The organism is Streptomyces sp. 3MP-14, assembly GCF_006334905.2.
Taxonomy (GTDB): Bacteria; Actinomycetota; Actinomycetes; order Streptomycetales; family Streptomycetaceae; genus Streptomyces; species Streptomyces triticirhizae.
In genome coordinates this window covers 64851-86177 of the sequence record NZ_VDLZ02000015.1, presented here as the reverse complement: position 1 = coordinate 86177, position 21327 = coordinate 64851, and the positions used below count along the sequence as shown (strand labels likewise).

The 21327-nt window shown below is 75.8% G+C and carries 15 protein-coding genes; 1 reads left to right on the top strand and 14 read right to left on the bottom strand.

Features of this window, described 5'->3' with window-relative positions:
- The first annotated feature begins 297 nt into the window (after positions 1–297).
- Positions 298–633, top strand: coding sequence for a putative quinol monooxygenase (locus FH609_RS23470; protein WP_139667449.1), 336 nt, complete (start codon positions 298–300; stop codon positions 631–633).
- A 31-nt stretch (positions 634–664) separates the two neighbouring features.
- Here FH609_RS23470 and otnC read toward each other — a convergent pair whose 3' ends face one another.
- From otnC to FH609_RS23405, 14 genes are read right to left on the bottom strand one after another with little or no spacing between them, the layout of a single operon-like run.
- On the bottom strand, positions 665–1321 hold the full coding sequence (gene otnC, locus FH609_RS23465; protein ID WP_139667448.1) for a 3-oxo-tetronate 4-phosphate decarboxylase: 657 nt from the start codon (positions 1319–1321) through the stop codon (positions 665–667).
- The gene (gene otnK / locus FH609_RS23460; protein WP_139667447.1) at positions 1318–2622 is read right to left on the bottom strand and encodes a 3-oxo-tetronate kinase; all 1305 of its coding nucleotides are present in this window, start codon (positions 2620–2622) and stop codon (positions 1318–1320) included. Before otnK ends, otnC begins: the two co-directional genes overlap by 4 nt.
- Complete coding sequence (locus FH609_RS23455) at positions 2619–4298, bottom strand: glycoside hydrolase family 13 protein (protein ID WP_139667446.1); 1680 nt, start codon at positions 4296–4298, stop codon at positions 2619–2621. The genes otnK and FH609_RS23455 overlap by 4 nt, the downstream gene beginning before the upstream one ends.
- A gap of 31 nt (positions 4299–4329) precedes the next feature.
- Positions 4330–5073, bottom strand: coding sequence for an aspartate/glutamate racemase family protein (locus tag FH609_RS23450; protein WP_139667445.1), 744 nt, complete (start codon positions 5071–5073; stop codon positions 4330–4332).
- Complete coding sequence (locus FH609_RS23445) at positions 5070–6008, bottom strand: hypothetical protein (protein ID WP_139667444.1); 939 nt, start codon at positions 6006–6008, stop codon at positions 5070–5072. Before FH609_RS23445 ends, FH609_RS23450 begins: the two co-directional genes overlap by 4 nt.
- 7 nt (positions 6009–6015) lie before the next feature.
- Positions 6016–7551, bottom strand: coding sequence for an FGGY-family carbohydrate kinase (locus FH609_RS23440; protein WP_193317875.1), 1536 nt, complete (start codon positions 7549–7551; stop codon positions 6016–6018).
- Positions 7552–7562: 11 nt separating this feature from the next.
- Positions 7563–8420: a carbohydrate ABC transporter permease gene (locus tag FH609_RS23435; protein WP_139667442.1), complete on the bottom strand. Its 858-nt coding sequence runs from the start codon at positions 8418–8420 to the stop codon at positions 7563–7565.
- On the bottom strand, positions 8420–9343 hold the full coding sequence (locus tag FH609_RS23430) for a carbohydrate ABC transporter permease (RefSeq protein ID WP_139667441.1): 924 nt from the start codon (positions 9341–9343) through the stop codon (positions 8420–8422). The genes FH609_RS23435 and FH609_RS23430 overlap by 1 nt, the downstream gene beginning before the upstream one ends.
- The gene (locus tag FH609_RS23425; protein ID WP_139667440.1) at positions 9340–10716 is read right to left on the bottom strand and encodes an extracellular solute-binding protein; all 1377 of its coding nucleotides are present in this window, start codon (positions 10714–10716) and stop codon (positions 9340–9342) included. Before FH609_RS23425 ends, FH609_RS23430 begins: the two co-directional genes overlap by 4 nt.
- Positions 10713–13580: an FAD-dependent oxidoreductase gene (locus tag FH609_RS23420; RefSeq protein ID WP_193317874.1), complete on the bottom strand. Its 2868-nt coding sequence runs from the start codon at positions 13578–13580 to the stop codon at positions 10713–10715. Before FH609_RS23420 ends, FH609_RS23425 begins: the two co-directional genes overlap by 4 nt.
- Entirely contained in the window at positions 13577–15652 is a 2076-nt protein-coding gene (locus FH609_RS32190; protein WP_193317873.1) for a hypothetical protein, read from the bottom strand. Before FH609_RS32190 ends, FH609_RS23420 begins: the two co-directional genes overlap by 4 nt.
- A complete protein-coding gene (locus FH609_RS23415) occupies positions 15633–18215 on the bottom strand; it encodes a glycoside hydrolase family 2 protein (RefSeq protein ID WP_139667438.1) in 2583 nt (860 codons plus the stop codon). The genes FH609_RS32190 and FH609_RS23415 overlap by 20 nt, the downstream gene beginning before the upstream one ends.
- On the bottom strand, positions 18212–20704 hold the full coding sequence (locus FH609_RS23410) for an alpha-mannosidase (RefSeq protein WP_139667437.1): 2493 nt from the start codon (positions 20702–20704) through the stop codon (positions 18212–18214). Before FH609_RS23410 ends, FH609_RS23415 begins: the two co-directional genes overlap by 4 nt.
- Positions 20701–21324, bottom strand: coding sequence for an SIS domain-containing protein (locus FH609_RS23405; protein WP_139667436.1), 624 nt, complete (start codon positions 21322–21324; stop codon positions 20701–20703). The genes FH609_RS23410 and FH609_RS23405 overlap by 4 nt, the downstream gene beginning before the upstream one ends.
- Between the last annotated feature and the right edge of the window lie 3 nt (positions 21325–21327).

The following is a 21327-nucleotide window of genomic DNA, read 5'->3' as shown; positions in this document are numbered from 1 at the left end:
CTTCTCACAGCCCGCGGACCCGGGCTGCGGCCGGCGGGGTCCGGGGGTGCCGGCGGGGCGCTGCTGCCGCCTCACTGGGGCACCGACGGACCGCGATTGATCCGATGAATGTCGGTTCAAACTAGGAGCGCCCCTCAGCACTGTCAACGGCTATGCCCATATCAGGGCGGTAAGCTTCCGAATTTCCTTGCACGGTGAGGCGACGGTTGGGCTCATCCGAGCGGCGACACATTGGATGTCTGCCTGTTTTATGGCGAGTTGGCCGGGAGGCGGCCGGCGGAGGGCTAGGCTCGCGCCATGACCGAGACGGTGAGCCGGGCCGGCCGGCTGATGACGATGACCGCGCACGCCGGGCGCGGCGAGGAGTTGGCGGCGCTGCTGCTCCGGGTGGCCGAGGGCCTGCGCGGCTTCCCCGGTTGTCGGACCTATGTGGTGGCCCGGGAGGCGGACGCGCCCGACACGGTGCGGGTCTTCGAGGTCTGGGACGACGAGGCCAGCGCCCAGGCGGCGCTGCGGACCGAGCCGACGGCCGAAGCGCCCGGCCCGCAGGACGTGTTGGCGCTGCTGGCCACCCCGCCCAGCCGCACGGACCTCGCCGTCCTGGGCGGCGTCGGGCTCCCGCCGAGCGACTGAGTCGAACCGGGCAACGGGCCGGCGGCCGGGGTCAGTTGGGCGGGCCGGCGAGGCGGACGCGGTGGCCGTGGAGGAGGAGGTGGAGGCGGGCCGCCTCCTCCACCTCCTCGGCGGCGTCGGTGGCGGCGGCCAGGCTCGGGCCGGCGACGACCGGGCCGTGGTTGGCGAGCAGGAACGCGTGGTGGTCGGCGGCGGCGGCCTCGGCGAGCGGGCCGAGCGCCGGGTCGCCCGGGGCGTGGTAGGGCAGCAGCGGGAGGCGGCCCACCCGCATCCGGTAGTAGGCGGTCAGCGGCGGCAGCGCGTCGGCCGGGTCGACGTCGGCGAGGCAGGAGACGGCGACGGCGTGCGTCGAGTGCAGATGGACCACGGCGCCGGCCTCGGGCCTGGCGCGGTAGACCGCCGCGTGGAGGAACGCCTCCTTGGTGGGGCGCGGGCCGGCGAGCCGGCGGCCGTCGCGGTCGATCACGGCCAAGGCGCCGGGGTCGAGCGCGCCCAGGCTGGCGCCGGTGGGGGTGACCAGGACCCGCCCGTCGGGCAGCCGCACCGAGAGGTTGCCGGTGCTGCCGTGGGTGCGGCCCCGGTCGAACAACGAGCGGCCGGTCGCGACGAGTTGGGCGGCCAGGTCGGCGGGGTTGGCGGGGTCCGCCAGGTCGGCCGGGTCGGCGGGGTCGGCCGGGTGCGGCGTCATGGGGCGGGCTCCTCGTTGGACTTCCCGCCGGGCTCATCGACGGGCTCGTCGGCGGGTGCCAGGGCGCGGGTGAAGAGGTCGGGCGCGCCGAAGTTGCCGGACTTCAGCATGAGATGGAGCGGGTCGTCGCCGAGGGTGCGGGTCCAGGGCACGCCCGGGTCGGCCTCGGGGCCGACCACCACGGCCGGCACCCGCAGCGCGGTGGTGACCGCGCCCGAGGTCTCGCCGCCGGCGACCAGCAGCCGGCGGGTGCCGCGCGCCACCAGCCGCACCGCCAGCTCGGCCAGCAGCGACTCGACGGCGACCGCCGCCCGTTCCGCGCCCAACTCCTGCTGGATGGCGGCGAGTTCGTCGGGCGGGGCGGAGGCGTGGAAAAGCGGGACGGCGCCGGGCGGCAGGGCGGCGTGCCAGGCGAGGGCCTCGCCGAGCACGTCCCGGCCGGTGAGGGCGACGCGGGGGTCGATGCGGAACGCGGGGTGGTCGGCGGCGAAGTGGGCGATCTGCTCCAGGGTGCGGGCCGAGCAGCTGCCGGCGAGGACGGCAGCGGGGCCGGCGCGGGCCGGCTCCGCCACGGGTGCGGGCTCGGCGGGGGCGAGCGAGCGGGCCAGGCCCTCGGCGAGCCCGGCCGCGCCGGTGAGCAGGGCCCGTTCGCCGGCGGCGGCGCCCAGCACGGTCAGGTCCTCGGCGGTGAGGGCATCGGCGACCAGGTGGCGCTCGCCGGCGGCCGCGCGTTCGGCGAGCGCCTGCGCGACGGCGCCCGCGCCGGCGCGCACCACGGGCAGCGGGATCAGGCCGACCGGGTGCGGGGTCTGGGGGGCCAGCAGCCGGCGCAGGTCGGAGTCGGTCATCGGGTTGAGCGGGTGGTGGCGCATCGGGGTCTGGTCCAACGGCGTTCCGTGGACGAGGAGTTGGCCCCGGTGGACGGTGCGGCCGTGCTCGGGCGCGGCCGGGCAGACCAGGGTGCGGGGCTGGCCGGTCTCGGCGAGCAGGGCGTCGGCGACGGGGCCGATGTTGCCGCGCGGGGTGGAGTCGAACGTCGAGCAGTACTTCCAGTAGAGGCGGCGCGCGCCGGCGGCGCGCAGCCAACGGGCGGCGGCCGTCGCCTCGTTGACCGCGTCGGCGGCCGGGACGCTGCGGATCTTCAACGCCACCACCACGGCCGCGCAGCCCCCGGGCACCGGGAGCGCGGCTTCGGGGACGCCGAAGAGCAGCGCGGTGCGGACGCCGGCGCGGCGCAGCGCGGCGGCCACGTCGGTGGCGCCGGTGAAGTCGTCGGCGACGACGCCGAGTTCGAGGGTCATGCGGGGCCTTCCGGTGGGGCGACGGTCCAGACGGCCGTGTCGGGCGGCAGCAGGCGGCCCCTCTCGGAGCCGTCGCCGGGCCCGGCCAGGGGGCCACTGGCCAGCAGCGGGGCGGCGGCGGGCAGCGGAACGGGCGCCGGGCCGAGGTTGACCAGGCAGCGCAGGCCGCCGTTGGTCAGGTCCAGCACGCCGCCGGGCGCGCCGGGCGCCCAGTCGAGCGTGCGCGCCCCGGCGTGCGCTCGGCGCAGCCGCAGCGCCTCGGTGTAGAGGGCCAGCGTGGAGCGCGGGTCCTCGCGCTGGGCGGCCACCGACAGCTCGGCCCAGTCGGCGGGTTGGGGCAGCCAGCCGGGGCCGGGGCCAAAGCCGAGGGAGGGGCCGCCGCGCTCCCAGGGCAGCGGGACGCGGCAGCCGTCGCGGCCCTTGCGGGCGCCCCGGGAGCGCAGCCGCACCGGGTCGGCGAGCACCGCCTCTGGCAGGTCGGCCACCTCGGGCAGGCCCAGTTCCTCGCCCTGGTAGAGGTAGGCGCAGCCGGGCAGCGCGAGCAGCAGCAGCGCGGCCGCCCGCGCGCGACGGGCAGCGAGCGCCGGGTCGAGCGCCGGCTCCTTTCCGTCGGCGCGCAACCAGGCGTCCGGGTCCACGCCGGCGGGCAGCGCCAGCCGGGAGGCGTGGCGCACCACGTCGTGGTTGGAGAGCACCCAGGTGGGCCCGGCATCGGGCGCGCCGGGCGCGGCCAGCGAGCGGTCGATCACCTCGCGCAGCTCGGCGGCGTCCCAACCGGCCGACAGGAAGTCGAAGTTGAACGTCTGGTGCAGCTCGCCCGGGTCGGTGTAGCGGGCGCGGCGGGCCGCCTCGGCCCAGGACTCGCCGACGGCGGCGGCCGGCGGGGTGTGAGCGTCGAGCACGGCGCGGAAGCCGCGCAGGATGGTGTGCACCTCGTCGCGGTCCCAGAACGGGTGGTCGCCGTCCCAGCCGGCGCCGACGATCCGGTGGTGCACCTGGTCGGGGCCGAGGTCGCGCAGCGGGGCCGCCAGGTCCTTGGCCATGCCGTGGGCGACGTCGAAGCGGAAGCCGTCCACGCCGCGCGCCAGCCAGAACCGCAGCACGTCGGCGAACTCGGCGGCCACCCCGGGGTTGTCCCAGTTGAGGTCGGGCTGTTCGGGGGCGAACAGGTGGAGGTACCACTGGCCGTCGGGCACCCGGGTCCAGGCGGGGCCGCCGAAGACGGAGCGCCAGTCGGTGGGCGGCCGGGGCCCGTCGGGAGTGTCGCGGCCGTCGCGGAAGACATAGCGCTCGCGCGCGGGGTCGCCGGGCGGGGCGGCGAGGGCCTCCTGGAACCAGCGGTGCCGGTCGGAGGTGTGGTTGGCGACGATGTCCACGATGACGCGCAGGCCGAGTTGGTGGGCGCGGGCGAGCAGCGCGTCGGCGTCGGCGAGGGTGCCGAAGCGGGGGTCGACATCGCGGTAGTCGGCCACGTCGTAGCCGCCGTCGGCCTGCGGCGACGGGTAGAACGGGGTGAGCCAGACCGCGTCGGCACCCAACGCCGCGATGTGGTCGAGGCGTTGGGTGATGCCGGGCAGGTCGCCCACGCCGTCGCCGTCGGAGTCGGCGAAGGAGCGGACATAGATCTGGTAGATGACGGCGTCGCGCCACCAGGGCTGCGGCTCGGCGGTGGGCATGGTCGGCGGTTCTCTTCCGGCTCGGGGTGAACTAGCGGGTGAAGGCGGCGAGTTGGGCGGCGCCGGAGCGCGGCGAGCTGAGCACCGGCACCGGCAGTGCGTCGTCGGGAACGGCGGCCGCCATGGACGCCTGGGCGAGGACCAGCACGTCGTGGTTCTCGGCGAGCCGGCGGGCCTCCTCGGCGATCAGCCGGTCGTGCTCCTGAGGCCGGCCGGCCACCCTGGCCTGGTACGCGCCGGCGCAGGTGGAGGTGGTCAGCGTCAACGGGGCACCCACGGCGGCGGCCTGACGTTCCACCAGCTCGGCGGTGGGCCGCAGCGTGGAGTCCAACGTGGCGAGCACCGCGACCCTGGGCCCGGTGGCCACCGCGCGGGCGGCCATGGGCTCGTCCACGCGGAAGACCGGGATGTCGACCAGGGCCCGGGCCTGTTCGGCGGCCGGGCCGATGGAGGAGCAGGTCACCAACACGGCGCGGGCGCCGGCCTGTTGGGCGCCGGTGAGGTGCGCGGCGAGCCGGGCGGTGGTGCGGGGCAGCGGGCCGTGGGCGATGGTGTCGGCGAGCAGGCTCTCGTCCACGAGGTGGTAGGGCGCGACGCCGGGCGCCTCCTCGGCGAGCAGCGGGGTGAAGACGGCGGGCAGCGCGGCGACGGTGTGCAGCACGCAGACGCGCGGCGGCGCGGCAACGCCTTCAGGGGCGGGGCGTTGGGCGGCGCGGCGTTCGGCGGCGCGGCGTTCGGCGGCGGCGCGTTGGGGCGTTTCCGGGCGGCCGGTCATCGGGAGGTGGCCTCCTCGGGGGCGCGGTGGGCGGCGGTGTCCCACCAGGGCCGGCCGTGCCGATCCACGATCTCGCCCAGGTCGCGCAGCCGCGCGGCGCAGCGGGCGCGGAGCACCGGGTTGGGGTCGGCGGCGGGGAGCGCGTCGGTCCACAGCGCGCGCCCGGCGAGGAAGCCGGAGGCGCCGGCGCGGCAGGCGGCCTCCACGGCGCGCGGGAAGTCGGTGGGCGCGACGCCCTGGGAGAGCACCACCCAGGGCACGTCCACCACGGCGTCGATCCGTTCCGCCTGGGCGGCGATCGAGGCAACGGTGCCGACGCCGCCGTCGGGCACCTGGCACTTGTACAACGACGGCCTCAGCGGGGCGAGTTCGCGGGCGGCCTCGACGATGGAGGCGTTGAGGTCGAAGGTGCCGGCGGCCTCCTCCTCGGGCGTGGCGCGGGCGACCGGCTCCAGCACGGAGGCCAGGCCGGCGTCCCGGCAGAGGGCGACGAAGCGCTCGGCGAGCGCGGCGCGCCGCTCGCGGTGGGCGTCGCGGCGCCAGACGATCAGCAGCTTGAGGGCGCGGGTGCCGTCGGCGACGACGGAGGCGAGGTCGATGGTCGGGTCGAGGTCGGTGTCGGTGACCGGGCCGCCGGGCTCCTGTTCCAGGGCGTCCACGGCGAGGATCGGTGCGCAGCCCTCGGGCAGCACCCGCTGGTCGACCAGGGTGCGGTAGCCGTACTCGCGGTCGATGAGCAACGCCGAGGCGTGCGGGCCGAGTTCGCGGGCGACGGAGAGCTTGAACGCGGTCAGTTCGGCGTCGGCTATCGCGGCGCGGTCGCGGCCGGTGTGCTCGACGATCAGCGTGCGCAGCGAGTCGCGCTGGTCGGCGGCGACCATGGCGAAGGTGCCGGTGGGTCGGGCCAGGGCGGCGACCAGCGGCTGGGGGCTCATGAGGGGGTCAACTCCGTTGCTGTCGGGGGTCGTTGGGCAGGTCGTGGGTCCGGTCGCCGGCCGGGTCGCCGGCCGGCTCTGCGGCCGGCTCTGCGGCCCGGTCGGGGCTCCGCGCGGTGACCAGGGGCAGGAACGCTTCGGCGTAACGGCGTTGGTAGGCCGCCGCGTTCTCCTCCTCGCCGGGGGCGAGGCGTTCGGTGGGCAGGGGCTTGGGCGTCGGGTGGCCGGCAGCCTCGGCGGCGCGCAGCGCGGCGCCGAGCGCCGGGGCGTGCGGCTCGGCCAGCACGCGGGTCGCCCAGGGGCTGACGGCGGCCTTGACGCGGGGCCAGCGCGGCTGGGCGACGGGCCCGCCGAGCAGGGTGACCGCCTCGGGTCGGTGGCCGGTGAGCGCGGCCTGGGTCTCGACCATCCAGCGCGCCTGGTAGGCGGTGGACTCCACGACGGCCAGGGCGAGTTGGGCCCGGTCGTCCTCGGGCGTGAGGCCGTGCAGGGCCAGCCGCCGGCCCAAGTCAGGGGCCGGGGCCGAGCGGCCGGTGAGGTAGGGCTCGACGGTGATGCCGGTGGGGCCGGGGCCCGCCGCGGCGAGCAGCGCGCCGAGCGCGGCGTGCCGTTCGGCGCCGGGCGGCAGGCCCAGCAGCCGGTCGCCGGCCCACTCGACCAGGGCGCCGCAGCTGCCGGTGCCGGCCAGCAGGTACCAGGTGGCGCCGTCCACGGCGCGGCCGAAGCCCATGCCCTGCCCCAACGCCGAGGCGGCGTCGGGCGGCCCAGCGGCCAGGGTGAGCACGGCCTCGGCGGTGCCGAGCGAGTCGGCGACCTGGCCCGGGGCGCGCACCCCGGCGGCCCAGGCGCCGACGGGGTGGTCGTGTCCCGCGAGCAGCACGGGCGTTCCGGCGCGCAGCCCGGGCACCCGCGCGGCGGCGCCGGCGGTGACGCCGCCGGTCGGCCGCCCGGGCGGCAGCACCGGCGGCAGCCGGTCCGGGTCGAGCCCGGCCTCGGCGAGCAACGCGGCGTCCCAGCGCCGGCGGTGGACGTCGAACGCCATGGTGCGCTGGGCGAGGGTGACCTCGGTGGCCAGCCGCCCGGTGAGCGCCCGCACCGCCAACTCGGGCGCGCCGGCCCAGCCGCGCATGGCGGCCAGCGCCGCCGGCGCCCGCTCGGCGAGCCAACGCCACCTGGCCAGCGGCGCCTTGGCGGCGGGCCGCACCCCGGTGGTCCCGTGCAGCGCGGCGGCGCCCAGCCGGTCGGCGAGCGCGGCGGCCTGGGCGGCGCCGCGCGGGTCGGGCCAGGCCAGCAGCGGGCCGCAGGGTTCGCCGTCGGCATCCAGCGGGACGCCGGTCTCGGCCATCCCGGTGACGCCGACCGCCGCCGGGGCACGCCCGGCCAGCGCCTCGGCCAGCGCGTCCAGCGCGCCGGCGACCAGCCGCCCGGCGTCCGACTCCCCCAGCGGCGTGGGGCGTTCGGCGCGGCCCAGCACCCGGCCCGCCGGGTCGCACAGCACCGCCTTGGTCGTGGTGGTGCCGACGTCCAGACCGGCAAAGGTCACCGCAGCCACGCTCACCCCTTGATCCCCCCGCCCAGGTTGAAGCCGCGCGCCATCCGGCGGGAGACCAGCACGTAGAGCAGCACCGCCGGCAGCGAGTACAGCACCGAGAACGCCGCCAACTGGCCGTAGGCGACGGTGCCGTACTGGCCGAAGAAGGTGTAGAGGCCGACGGCCGCCGGCTCCTTCTCCGGGGACTGGAGCAGCACGAACGGGATGAAGAAGTTGCCCCAGGCGCCGATGAAGGTGAAGACCGCCACCACGGCCATGCCCGGCGCCATCAGCGGCAGCACGATGCGGCGCAGCGCGGTGAACGAGGAGGCGCCGTCGGTCCAGGCGGCCTCCTCCAGGCTGACCGGGACGCCGTCCATGAAGCCCTTGGTGAGCCAGATGGAGAACGGCAGCGTCGCGGTGGCCAGGAACAGCGCGGTGGCGGGCAGCGAGTCGACGAGTTCCAGCCGCACGAACATCTCGTAGACCGGGACCATGATCGCGGTGATCGGCAGGCCGGTGGCGAAGAGCAGCGTGTAGAGGAACGGCCGCTTGAACCGCAGCCGGTGCCGGGAGAGCGGGTAGGCCGCGAGCACCGCCACCACCATGTTGACGACGGCGGCGCCGCCGCACAGCAGCAGGCTGTTGACGATGGGCCGGATGCTGGTCTCCCAGTCCAGCACGGCCTCGAAGTTGCCGGCCGTCCAGTCGGGCAGCCGCGCGTCGGGCCCGGCGTCGGCGTCCACCGAGGCCAGCAGCAGCCAGGCGAACGGGGCGGCGAAGCACAGCGCCACGCCCAGCAGCACCAGGTGGACCAGGAGGGAGCTGGTGCGGCGGCGGGGCGAGGCGACGGAGAGCCCGCCGGTGATCACGCGGGACATCAGTCGACCTCCGGCTTCAGGACGCGCAGATAGAGCAGGGAGAACAGGCCGCCGATCGCGAGCAGCACCAGCGCGATCGCGGTGCCCTGCCCGAGCTGGAAGAACCGGAACGCCTGCTGGTACATGTACAGGGGCACGGTCTCGGTGGCGCCGGACGGGCCGCCGCCGGTGAGGACGAAGATCAGCGTGAAGACGGCGAGGGTCTGGAGGGTGACCACCATCAGGTTGGTGAGCATGGCCCGCCGGATCAGCGGCAGGGTGACGAAGACCAGCTGCCGCCAGCCGTCGGCGCCGTCGGTGGCCGCCGCGTCCTCGATCTCCTGCGGGATCTCGTCGAGGGCGGCCGTGTAGACCATCCAGGAGAACGCGGTGCCGCGCCAGATGTTGGCCAACACCACGGTCAGCATGGGGTGTTCGACCAGCCAGTCCGGGCTCGGCAGGTGGAGCCCGGTGAGCACGGCGTCGAGGCTGCCGTCGGCGGTGAAGAAGGCGTAGAGGGTGAAGCCGGCGACGATCTCCGGCAGCACCCAGGCGCCGACGAGCAGCACGCCGATGACGTTCCGCAGCCAGCGGGCCCGGCCGCGCAGCAGCAGCGCCAGGGTCAGGCCGAGCCCGTTCTGGCCGACGATGCCGGAGGCGACGGCGAAGATGACGGTGGCCCAGATCGCCCAGGCGAAGCGGTCGTCGCCGAAGAGGCGGGTGAAGTTCCGCAGGCCGACGAAGTTGGCGTCGCGGGCCGTGGGCCCGGTCAGCGCGGCGTCGGTGAACGCGGCGTAGACCGACCAGAGCACCGGGCCGAGGAAGAAGACGGCCAGCAGCAGCGCGGCCGGCAGCAGCGGCGCCAGCCGCCCGGCGGAGCGGCGGTGCCGGGCCCCGCGCGGCTCGGTCCTGACGCGGGGCTCGACGGGCGTGGTGGTGGTCATGACCGCCTCACCCGGTCCTCGCCCAGGTCGGCGCGGAGCCCGGCCGCGTACTCCTCGGCGGCGTCGGCCGGGTCGGTGCCGGTGAGCACCGCCTCCATGGCGATCTGCGCCCAGCCGCTGGCCTGGAGGTAGTCGACCACGGTGGGCCGGAACGCGGTGTCTTCGAGGAGGTCGGTGAAGAACCGGTTGGTGGGCAGGGCGTCCAGGTACGCGGGGTCGGCGGCGACGTCGTGCCGGACCGCGAGCTGCGCGTTCTCCACGGCGAACTCCAGGGCGTTGTCCCGGTCGGCGGCCCGGGTGACGAAGTCGAAGGCGGCGTCGGGCTGTTGGCTGTGCGCGCTGACCGACAGCATCCAGCCGCCGGAGAGGCTGACCCGGCCGGGCGCCTGGCCGTGCTGGGTGGGCATGGCGGCGACGCCCAGGTGTTCGGTCCACTCGGGCCAGGGCGAACCGCCGCCGGGCAGCCAGTTCTTGGGCGTCCAGGAGCCCTCGCCGATGGCGATGCCGACGCGGCCCTGCGGCAGCAGCTCGGAGCTGAGGAGGTTGCCGAAGTTCGGGTTGTACGCGTCGCCCTCGCCGGGGCCCAGGCCCTCGGCGAAGACGGTGTCGACGAAGCCGAGGCTGTCCCGCAGCCCGGGGGTGTCGCCGGCGAACAGGTCGTCGTCCGGGTCGTAGAAGCCGTCGTCGGTGCCGTAGAGCAGCATCAACAGGCCCTGCATGGCGGTGGTTTCGCCAAGCGACTTGGTGGCGTAGACGTTGATCGGGATGACCTCGTCGGCGGTGCCGTCGGCATCGGCCGTGGCGTGCTCGATGGCGCGGCCGGCCTCGATGATGTCGTCCCAGTCGCGGGGCTGCCAGTCGGTGGGCAGGCCGGCCTCGGCGAAGAGCCGCTTGTCGTAGAAGACGGCCCGCACGTCGGTGCCGGTGAGCACGCCGTAGGTGTGGCCGTCGGCGGCGCGGGTGGCCTGGCGGGCGGTGTCGTCGAACTGTGCCCAGTCCGGCCAGTCGGCCAACTCCTCGTCGATGGGCCGCAGATAGCCGGCCTGGGCGTCGGCATTGGTCATCACGGTGTCCTGGAAGACCACGTCGGGGGCGCTGGCGGCCGAGCGCTGCATCAGCTCGATCTTGGTGGCGAAGTTGCCGCGCTGGTCGGGCACGGGGATCAGCTCGACCTCGCGGCCCGGGTGGGCTTCCTCGTACTCCTGGGCGGTGCGCTGCATCTGGCGGTGCAGGATGTCGTCCTCGCCCCAGAACGGGTAGGCGACCTTGAGCGCGTCGCCGTCGCCCGATGGCCCGGCGCAGCCGGTGGCGACGGCCAACAGCAGGCCGAGGCCGAGCAGCGCCGCGCGGGGGCGGGTGCGGGGGGTGGTCATGGGAGTGCTCCCTGAACGGGGGTCCGCGAAGGGATCAACGCGGGGGTGTCGTGGCGGTGCGGGTCGTGCGCGGGTGGCAGGGGCCGGGGTGCGGGCGGGTCCTCGCGGTCGAGGTGGGCCAGCCAGGCCGCGCGGTCGGCGCCGTGGTCGACGCCGGTGAGCAGGGTCAGGCGGGTGTGGGCCTGGGCGGCCAACAGGGCGCGGTTGTCGGCCAGATAGGCGACGAGCGTCCGGTGGCCGCGTGGGCTGCCGCAGGCGGCGAGCGCCCGGGCGATGGCCAGTTCCAGCAGGGCGCGGCGCTCCTGAAGGTCGTCGGGTTCGACGCCTTCGGTGCGCCACTGGCCGTGCAGCGCGGGCCGGTCGTGGAGCGCGGTCAGCGCGTCGACGGCGGCGGGGTCGCCGAGCCGTTCGGCGCCGGCGCAGACGGCGTCGACCCAGCTGAACGGGGCGGCGGCCGGGTCGCGGAAGGCCGCCTCGTCGGCGTCGAGGAGCGCGGCGACCCGCGCCCAGAGCGGGATCGCCCTGGGGTCGCGGGCGAGAGCCAGGGTGTGCAGGAGATAGCAGGGGTCGGGCATCGCGGACTGGTCCGGCGGGAGTTGGGCCTCCCGGATCGCGGAGGTGCGCGGCGGCAGCGCGGGCCCGGCGAGGGTCGCGGTCAGCTCGGCCACCAGCACGTCGGCGCCGGCGCTTTGGCCGTGCAGCACCAGCAACTGCGCGAGCACGGTGCGGAGTTGTCCGGTGGCCCGGCCCAGCGCCGTGGTCAACGCCTCGGTGGTCGCGGGGCGTTGGTCGAGGGCGAGGTGGACGAACGGGATGACGTCCCGGAACACCTCGCGCCGCCCCATGTCCGAGTAGGAGTGCAGCGGCAGCCGCCGGCCCAGCTCCTCGACCAGCGCCGGCGTGCCCGGGACCTCGGGCGCGGGTCGCCGGGCCGGCAGCCGGCCGCGCCGCCGCAACTCCGCCTGGAGCGCGGCGACATCGAGCCGGTGCGGGGGCACGCCCCGGGCGGCGCAGCGGGCGGCGGCGAGGCCGGTGACCTCGCCCAGGTTCTCCAGGTCGGCCTGCATCCGCAGCGCGGGCAGCGCGTCGTGGGTGGCCGAGATGGCCTTGCCGGTGACCAGCAGCCCGGTGACGTTCCTCGGCAGCAGGGCGCGGTAGGGGACGTCGATCTCCAGATTGGGCGGGATCAGGCCGAGTTGGGGCCACAGGGCCTCGCCCTTGCCCTTCAGGTCGTGGTTGGAGAAGTGCACACTCACGGCGTCGGGCCAGCGGCGGTGGGTGAGTTGGTCGGTGAGGGTCAGCGTGACCTGGCCCACCAGGTGCCAGGTCTCCCTGGCCACCGGCAGCGCCGCGTGGTCGTGCGCCTCGGGGGCGCGGCGGCGGGCGGCCAGCACGGCGCGGGTGGTGTCGCGGACGTCGGTGTGGTCGGCCAGCCCGCCGAAGCTGTTGACGGTGCTCGACGGGGTGTCGAAGCGGGGCAGCGCCGACCACATCACGGTGTGGGTGTCGGCCGCGCCGTAGGAGCAGGGCGCGCCGGCCCAGGCCGCGAGGTCGGCGTCGCCGGTGGCGTCGACCACGACGCGGGCGCGGACGGCGAACGTGCGGCCCTCGGCGTCGGCGAAGACGGCGCCGACCACCCGGTCGCCGTCCTTGATGACGTCGAACGCCTGCGTTTCGTAGTGGAGTTGGACGCCGGCGCGGCGCAGCGCGCGGTGCAGGGCGAGGGACTTGGCCTCGATGTTCCAGCGGCCGACGCCGCCGTGGCGCAGGCCGAGGGCGCGGTGGGTCTCGCGGGTGAGGCGTTGGATCTCGGCGGCGTGGCCGGTGCGGCGGCCGAACCAGTAGCTGTGCACGCCGCCGTGCGTCCCGGTGCCGCCGGGCCCTGGCCCGGACTCCACCAGCACGGTCTCGGCGCCGGCGCCGGCCGCGCCGAGCGCGGCCGAGGCCCCGCTGGTCCCGCCGCCGACGACCAGCACGTCGGTCCTGAGGGTGCGAGGCGGGGGCGGCGCGGCCGGGGCAGGGGCCTTCCGGCCCGAGGAACGATGGGCGGGCGGGAAAAACCCCACCGACCACAGCTCCCCGGCATCAACGAGATCCCCCACCCCCGCCGAGGCCGCCCCACCCCCCAACTCCCAGCCGCCTTCTTCCCGTTGCTGCCACGCCGGCAGGGCGCCCCCGGCGAGCGGCACCGTCCCCACCGCCCCCAGCTCGGTGCCGGAGAAGCCGGGATGTTCCCGCAGCAGCCGCGTCGCCTCCACCAGCGCCGCCCGCCGGTTCCCCGCCGCCACGTTCACCAGCGCATACACCTGCCCGGGCCCCCGGTACCCGTGCACCAGCCGCACGCCGCCCAGCCCTGAAGGCTCCGTCCCCGCAAGTCCGGCGGCAGCGCCCCGCACGCCGTCGAACTCGACGCTCCACACCCGACCCTCGCGCGGCCCGCGCCCGGCGTGCAGCAGCCCGCCGCACCGGACCACGCCCCGCCCGGACTTGCCGGCGAACACCGCCCCCGTCACGTCGCCCGTCGCGCCCAACCACCGCACGCCATAAAGCAGTTGCCCGCCGGCGGACAGCACCGCGTCCTCCAGGGCCAGCTTCACCGCGGCGGGCCGCAGCGGCACGAGCGTCCCGGCCGGGACGTCGGCCCGCGCCGCCTCGACCAGCTTGGCCAGTGGCGCCGGCACCGAACCCGCCGTCACCCAGGGCCGGTTGGCTGCGGTCAGCTCGGCGCCCAGCGCATAGCCGGGGTCGGTGAGCAGCACCCGCCGGCCCGCCCCGGCCAGCGCGACGGCCGCCGCGACGCCGGCCAGCGAGCCGCCGACCACCGCCACGTCCGCCTCGCCCCACACCGGCAGCGCCTCGTTCACGCCGGCGCCCCCTTCGCCTCGGCGGCGAACTCCGGGAGGCCCAGGGCCACTTCGCAGGCGTAGAGCAGCAGGCCGACCGTCCAGGCGTGGGAGAGGGTGAGGACCATGCCCTTCGCCTGGAAGCAGTCCGTCTGGTAGAAGCGCTCGGTGACCATGCCCCGGTAGGCGTTGAAGTCGCCGTCGGCACGGGCGACGAACTGGCGGCAGGCGTCCAGGTTCTCCCGCGCTGAGCGCAGCAGCGCCGGGTCGTCGAGGTGGCGGGCCAGCCGCACCCACTCCGGGAGGCAGACCAGGCCGAAGGCGTGCAGGTGCTGGTTGGAGGGCGACGCCTGGTCCAGGCCACGGGTGCGGAAGCCGTACTGGGCGAGCACGGTGTGCGGGTCGAAGCGCACGTCGTAGGAGTAGCGGAAGGTCAGCGTCCACTCGGCGGCCCGCCGCGCCAACTCCAGCCAGCGGCCGTCCCGTTGACCCGGTTCGGCGTCGTCCACGAGGCCGGCCTCGTGGAGCAGCGTGTAGGCGATGACCGCGTTGTAGCCGTCCTCGGAGGTCGGGGCGAGGGAGACGTCCTCGGGCGCACCGCACAGGAACTCGCCGTGGAGGTCGGCCGCGTAGGCGGCGCCGGCGCGGCGGGCGACGGCCAGCAGGTCGGGTTCGGCGAACGCCTCGGCCGCCTCGACGAGCGGCGCGATCCACGCCAGCCCGGCGCTGCCCCGGTGCGAGAGGGCGGCGCCGGTGTCGGTGTGGTGGGCGGCGGCCAGCCGGCCGCTGGCGGGGTCGGCGCCGCCGGCGGCGACCGCGAGGTTGGCGCGGACCGCGCGTTCCCACTCCGGGTGGTCGTGGCCGAGGGCGCGCTCGGCGATCAGGGCGCGCAGCAGGAAGAGGGTGGCGTCGCCCAGCGTGCGGGAGTGCAGCCGCTGCCGGTCGCCGGTCCAGCCGGCGCCCCAGCCGCCGCTCTCGGTCCACTGGCCCCAGAACGTGCCGGCGGGCGTGCGGTGTTGGGCGATGTGGTCGAGCACGGCCACGGCCGCCGCTGCCTGTGGGGCGTCGCCGACGCGGCGGGCGTGGGCGAGCAGCGCGTGGGCGTAGGGGGTGCCGCTGATCCAGGAGACGTGCATGGCCTGCCGGTCGCCGGCCGCGCCCAGCGCCTCCCGGTCGAAGGCGACGGTCTCCAGGAGCACCGGCGGGTCGGCGCGGTAGTGCCAGCGGTGCAGGCCGTGGGCGGTCAGCTCGGCGGCCTCGACCAGGCCGACCCAGGCGGCCGGCTCGGGCGGGCCCTCCCAGGCGGCGGCGTCGGCCAGCTCGCGGAGGACGGGCGCGTAGGCGTGCGGGTCGGCGTCCAGCAGGTGGACGGTGAACGTCACCGTCCGCTCCTCCCCCGGCGCCCAGCGGTGGAGCGGGGTGTCGGGCGGCAGCGGGGTGGCGGAGCCGTAGTAGGAGACGGGCTCCTCGCGGTAGGGGGCGTGCAGCCGCAGCGCCGGCCTGCCGCCCTCGGCCAGCGCCAACCCGACGCCCTGCGGGCCGAGTTGGCCGTGCTCGGCGCAGGCGAGTGCGGCGCCGCCGCGCTGGTCGCGGGCGAAGACGGCGGGGGTGGCGCAGCGGTCGGCGCGCAGCGACCAGGCGTCGGCGACCATGCCCTCGGGGTCGTGGGTGCCGGCCTGGTAGCGGGGGTAGGGGCGGGCGCAGTCGGGGAGCCGGTTCTGGCCGTAGAACGCGCCGGGGATCAGCCAGCCGGGGTCGTCGGTGGGGCCGAGCCGCAGCTCGACGCGGAGGCCGGCGTCGGCCGGGGTGGGCGCCTCGCGGCGGACGGTCAGCTCGGCGCGGCGGCTTGTGGCGCCGGGGGCCAGCCGCAGCCGGGCGGTGAACCCGTGGGCGGAGCCGTCGAGTTGGAGCCCGCCGTCGGGCAGGGTGCGGCGCCGCTCGACGGGGACGGGCCGGCAGCGGCCGTCGGCGACCATCAGGCCCACCAGCCAGGGCAGCACGGCCTCGCCGTCGGCCGGGGCGCGCAGCGCGACGCCGCCGGCCGGGTCGGCGTGGTGGGTGGGGGCGGCGGGGTCAGGCGAGGCGGCGGGCACGAACGTTCCACCCTTCCAGTCGTAGGCAGCGGCCGGCCTCGGGGGCGGCGCGCCACTCCAGGGGCACCCGAACGGACTCGCCGGGCAGCAGATCGATCAGGTTGTCGCCGAGCACGGCCCAGCCGGCGGCGTCGGCCGGCCGGTCGTCGGCCAGCCAGAGGCCGAGCGCGGCCGGCCCGCCGGCGTGGGTGAGCCGCACGGCGTCGCCGGTCGGCTCGGCGGTGACGTCGGCCGGCGCAACGTCCAGCAGCGGGGCCAGGTCGGCGGTGGCGCTGTGCGTCCAGCGGGCGGTGGCCAGCGGCCGGCCGTCGGCGTCGAGCAGCGCGAGGTCCAGCAGGAACAGCGGCTCGTCGCCAAGTGCCGCCAGGGGGAAGGAGATCCGCCCGGCGGGCGCGGCCGGCACCGTGCTGGCGGGGCCGGCGGCGGGCCGCCCGGCCGGGTGGACGACCTCGGCGACCACCGTTCCGTCCAGGGCGAGAACCCGGGCGCTGACGGTGGAGCCGGGGGTGGCGCCGTCCCGTTCCCAGGACCACAGCTCGGCCTCGAAGCGCGCGCGGCCGGCCCACGCCTGGGTGGCGAACCGGGCGCACACGTGCGCGTCCCGGTAGGCCCGACGCACCGCGTAATAGGCCGACTTGGGCTCGCCGAGGTGGTCCACGGCGCTGGTGCACCAGGCGTTGGGGAACGGCTCGTCGAACTGCCACGGCAGCGTTCCCGAACTCCTCGGCGCGCGGCGGAGGTTGGCCTCGACGGCATAGCGCAGCCCGTCGTGCTGGAGCTGGCGGCTGGCGCGCCGCACGGTGTCGGGGTCGGCGGGCCGGCCGCCGAACGCGGCCAGCACCAGCGGGGTGTTGTTCCACCAGGCGCCGAGGTGTTCCATCAGCGGGTTGTCGCGCCCGGTTGGCCACTGCCGGTCGGCGGGCACCACGGCGTTCCAGGCGCGGCGGTTGGCCATGCCCTCGACGCCGAACTCGCTGTGCAGCAGACACGTTCCGGCGTCGTAGAGCCGCTGCTGGGCGCCGAGGCCCTGGTGTTCCCAGGGGCCGTGCACGTCGTGCTGGGCGTCGGGGTCGTCCTCGATCAGGTCGAGCCGGTTGAGGAACGCGCGGCCCGCCGGCGAGCCGGGCAACCACACCCGCCCCGGGTCGCGTTGCCGCACCACGGCGGCGAGCGTGGCGATGGCGGGCGAGGTGGACTCGTCCAACGGGGTGGCGCTCGCGGTGTGGTGGAGTTCGTTGCCCGGGCCCCACAGGGCGAGCGAGGGGTGGTGGCGCAGCGCGGGCACGATGGCGTTCGCCTCGCGCTCCAACCGGTCCAGGTACTCCGGGTGTTGGGAGGGCACGCTGTCGATGCCGGAGCTGGAGAGGCTGAACTCCTGCCAGACCAGCAGGCCCAGTTCGTCGCAGCGCCGGTAGAACTCCTCGCTCTCCAGCAGCCCTCCGCCCCACACGCGGAGCAGGTTGACACCGGCGTCGGCGGCGAGGTGGAGGAGGTGCGCCAGCTTCTCGGGGCGCGGCACGCCGTAACGGGCGTCCGGCGGCACCCAGTTCCAGCCCTTGGCGTAGACGCGGCGGCCGTTGACCTCCAGCGTGTAGGGCGCGGCGCCGGCCGGCGCGCCCGGGTTGGCGACCATCCGCACCCGCCGGAACCCGGTGGTGACGCCGCGCCGGTCCAGGCGCGCGCCGTCGGCGCCCGTGAGGGTGGTGCGGACGGTGTAGCGGGGTTGGGGGCCGAGCCCGTTGACGGTCCAGAGTTCGGGGTCGGGGACGGTGAGAGAGACGGTGGTCGGCCACCCGGCCCCGGTGCCCGACACCTGGGTCTCGTGGGTGGCGACCAACGCGCCGGCGGGGTCGAGGAGTTCGACGGTCAGCCGGCCGTCGGCGAGTTGCCGTGGGGCGCCGCCCGCCCGTTCCGGGGAGACCGTGACCCGTCCGGTGGTCAGCTGGTCGTCCAGCTCGGTCGCGACGGAGACCTCGCCCAGCGCCAGCGGGCCCACCACCCGGAGGGTGACCGGCCTCCAGATGCCCTGGTGCGGCATCCGGGGGCAGAAGTCCCAGCCGTAGTCCATCCGCGCCTTGTGGACGGCGACCCGGTCGGTGCGGCCGACCTGCGGCTCGTTGGCCGGCGCGGGGTGGACGGCGACCGCCAGCAGGTGGCGGTCGCCGTCGGCCAGCCAGCGCGTGACATCGACCTCGAAGGGCACGAACATCCCGCTGTGGCCGGCCACCTTCTCGCCGTCGAGCAGCACCGTCGCGTCGTGGTCCACGCCGTCGAAGCGGAGCAACGCCCGTTCACCCGCCGCCAGTTGAACGTCCGTCAGCGGTAGCCGATAGAGCCAGGTCCGCTGCGGGACCCATTCGGCGGCCAGGCTGCGGTCCGCCACGAACGGGTCGGCCACCAGCCCGGCGCGGTGCGCGTCGTCGAGCACCGAGCCGGGCACCCGGGCCGGCAGCCAGCCCGGCTCGTCCTCGGGACGGCCGGGCCCGGCGAGCCAGCGCCAGGTGTCGCCGAGGCAGGGCCTGACCTGCCATCCCTTGGTCAGCGGACGGGTGGAACGGGTCACGCCTGGCCGGGCCTCTCCAGCAGGTCGGTCTCGACGACCGGCCGCTGACCGTCACGCGGCACCCGGAAGGTCTTGATCTCGCTCGGCCCGAACTCGGCCTCGATCACGCGCCCTTCGAGCATCGGCAGCGCGATGACCGCCCGGCCGGCGCGGCCGGCGGACTCCACCGCGCGCACCACCAGGTCGCCGGTGCCGTCCTCGTCCTCCTTGACGACGGTGACCAGCACGCCGCCGGCGCCGTCGTCGGCGTGCGCGGCGCGCTGCGCCAGCGGGCCGGCGTGGAAGGACTCCAGCAGGGAGAACGCCGGCTGGTTCAGCTCGGCGGCCCGGCGCACCGGGTCGGCCGCGCGCCAGTCGCCGCCGTGCGGGATCAGCAGCGAACGGAACTCCTGAACGCCCTGGTCCAGGTACTCGTACACGCCGTCGGGGTCGAGCTGCTGCGGCTCGTGCCAGGCGTAGGCGGGGCTGCGCAGCGCGGTCATGCCGATCTCGCCGTCGAGCACGTCGTGGCCGTGCTTGCTGTCGTTGGCGACGGTCAGCCCGGCGCGCCGGCCGTCGGGCAGGGTGCCGGTGACGTCCACCCACGCCTGGGTGGGCTCCTCGGTGCCGTCGGGCACGCGCTCCAGGTGACCGTAGGGGATTTCGTGGGTCGCGGTGACCTCGGAGAGCGCCGTCGGGAAGCGGAGCTTGAGCGCCTTGAGCTGCTCCTGCCAGTTGACGCGGGTGCGGACCTCGACCTGGGCCGACCCGGCGGAGAGCACCAGCTCCTCGTCCAGGGTGGAGTTGCCGTAGCGGCTCTCGATCCGCAACACCGCCCGCACCGGGCCCTGTTCGACGAGGAACACCCGGCGGCACGCGAAGTGCCCGGCCACCCGGTCGTAGGCGCGGACCCGGTGGCCCCAGGTGTCGGAGGTGTCGTCGATCACGACGGCGTGCGCGCCGGGGCGCTCGGGCAGCAGCTCCGCGCCGGTGTCCTTGTCGTAGAGGGACGACAGCCAGCCGGTGGCCGGGTCGACGACCAGCCGCAGGTGCTCGTTCTCCAGGCTGGTGTCGGTGGCCTTGACCGCGCCCTCGACGCCGGCCCCCGGGTTGCCGCCGGGCAGCAGGTGGTAGACGCGGTGGCCCATCGGCGGGACCTGGGCGCGGAACGCGAGCCGGCCCCGGTTGCCGGCCATGGTGGACTCGGAGCGGGTCAGCTGGACCGGCACCTCGGCGCCGGTGTCGTCGGTGAGGCGGGAGACGGCGGCCCGCGCGTGCTCGAACTCGACGTCGGCGCGCAGCTCCCACGGGTGCGGGTTGAACACGACGAGCGGCTCGGTGCCGTCCCGCTGCGGGATGTCGATGCGGCGGGCGACGGCCTGAACGGCGTTGTTGAACGTCTCGGCGGCCAGCGAACGGGCCCGGCCGTAGTCGTCGCGGGCGTCGTCGTAGGCGGAGCGGATGGCGGTGCCGGCGAGGATGTCGTGGAACTGGTTGAACAGCACCAGCTTCCACGCCTCGGCGAACTCCCGGTGCGGGTACGGCTGTTCGGCGACGACGGAGGCGATGGCCGCCCACTTCTCGGCGCGTTGCAGCTCGTTCTCGGCGCGCCGGTTCCACGCCTTGATGCCGGAGTGCGCGGAGTAGCAGCCGGGGCCGTGGTGTTGGAGTTCGCCGGCGTGGACGGGTATGTCCTCGCGGTCCTTGATCGTGTCGTAGAACGCCTCGGGGTGGCTGAGCTGGAGCCGGGGCAGGCCGCCGAGTTCGTCGAGCCGGCGGATGCTGTCGAGGTTGGCCTTGGTGGGGCCGCCGCCGTGGTTGCCGACGCCGTAGAAGACCATCAGCTCGGGCTCGTCGTCGGGCATGAGGCCGATGGCCTTGTCGAGGTGGTGCCCGATGTCGGCGCCGGGCGCGCAGTACTCGTTGGGCAGCCGGTAGGCCAGCACGCGGGAGCCGTCGGGCGACTCCCAGTGGAAGAACTGCCCGGGCAGCGACTGCTCGTGCGGCCCCGGCCGCAGGAAGAGGTAGCTCTCCAGGCCGGCCTTGCGCAGCAGCTGCGGCAGCATCGCGTTGTGCCCGAACGGGTCGAGGTTGCTGCCGGCGGTCGCGATCCGGCCGAACTTCTCCAGCAGGTAGCGCTGGCCGTAGAGGGCCTGGCGGACGAAGGACTCACCGGAGGGAACGTTGCAGTCCGGCTCGATCCACCAGCCGCCGATGATCCGGAACCGGCCCTCGGCGACGCGGCGACGGACGGTCTCGAACAGCTCGGGGTCGTGGCGTTCGATCCACTCCAGGTACATCACGGAGTCACAGGTGAACACGAAGTCGGGGTACTCCTCCATGCGGTCGACGGCCGACTGGAAGGTGGCGCGGATCTCCTGGAGTCCCTCGGGCCAGCGCCACAGCCAGACGGGGTCGATGTGGGCGTTGCCGACGAGGTGGAGCGTGCGCTGCCGGGAGCCGGGCTTGCCGGCCCTGCCGGGCTCGGGGGTGGCGGGGCTGGTGCTCATGAGGTGTGGTTCTCCAACTGCTGCGGCTCGTGCTGCGGCTCGTGGTCGGTGGTCTTGGCCCAGGCGTCCACCTGCTCGCTCAGCAGGTGGAGCAGCGTCAGGTGCATCTCCTGAACGCGGGCGGTGGCCGTCTCGGGGACGATCAGCGCGTGGTCGGCGTGGTCGGCGGCGGGCCGGCCGCCCTCGGTGCCGCCGCCGAAGAGCACGGTGACGGCGCCGGCGGCACGGGCGGCGGCCAGGCCCCGCACCACGTTGGTCGACCGTCCCGATGTGGTGAACCCGATGACCATGTCACCAGGTCGCGCGAGGGCCCGCACCTGACGCGCGAAGACCTCGTCGAAGGAGTAGTCGTTGCCGACGCAGGAGATCACCGAGGGGTCGGTGACCAGCGAGACGGCGGCCAGGGGGCGGCGTTCCCGCAGGTAGCGGCCGATCAGCTCGCCCGCGAGGTGCTGGGCGTCGGCGGCGCTGCCGCCGTTGCCGAAGGTGTAGAGCCGCCCGTCGCCGGCGTAGACGTCGATCAGTCGGCGGGCGACGGTCATCAACTCGGGCAGCAGCGCCCGGGTGCGTTCGGCGGTGGCCAGATGGTCGGCGAGCTGGTGCTCGGGCGGGACGGACATGGT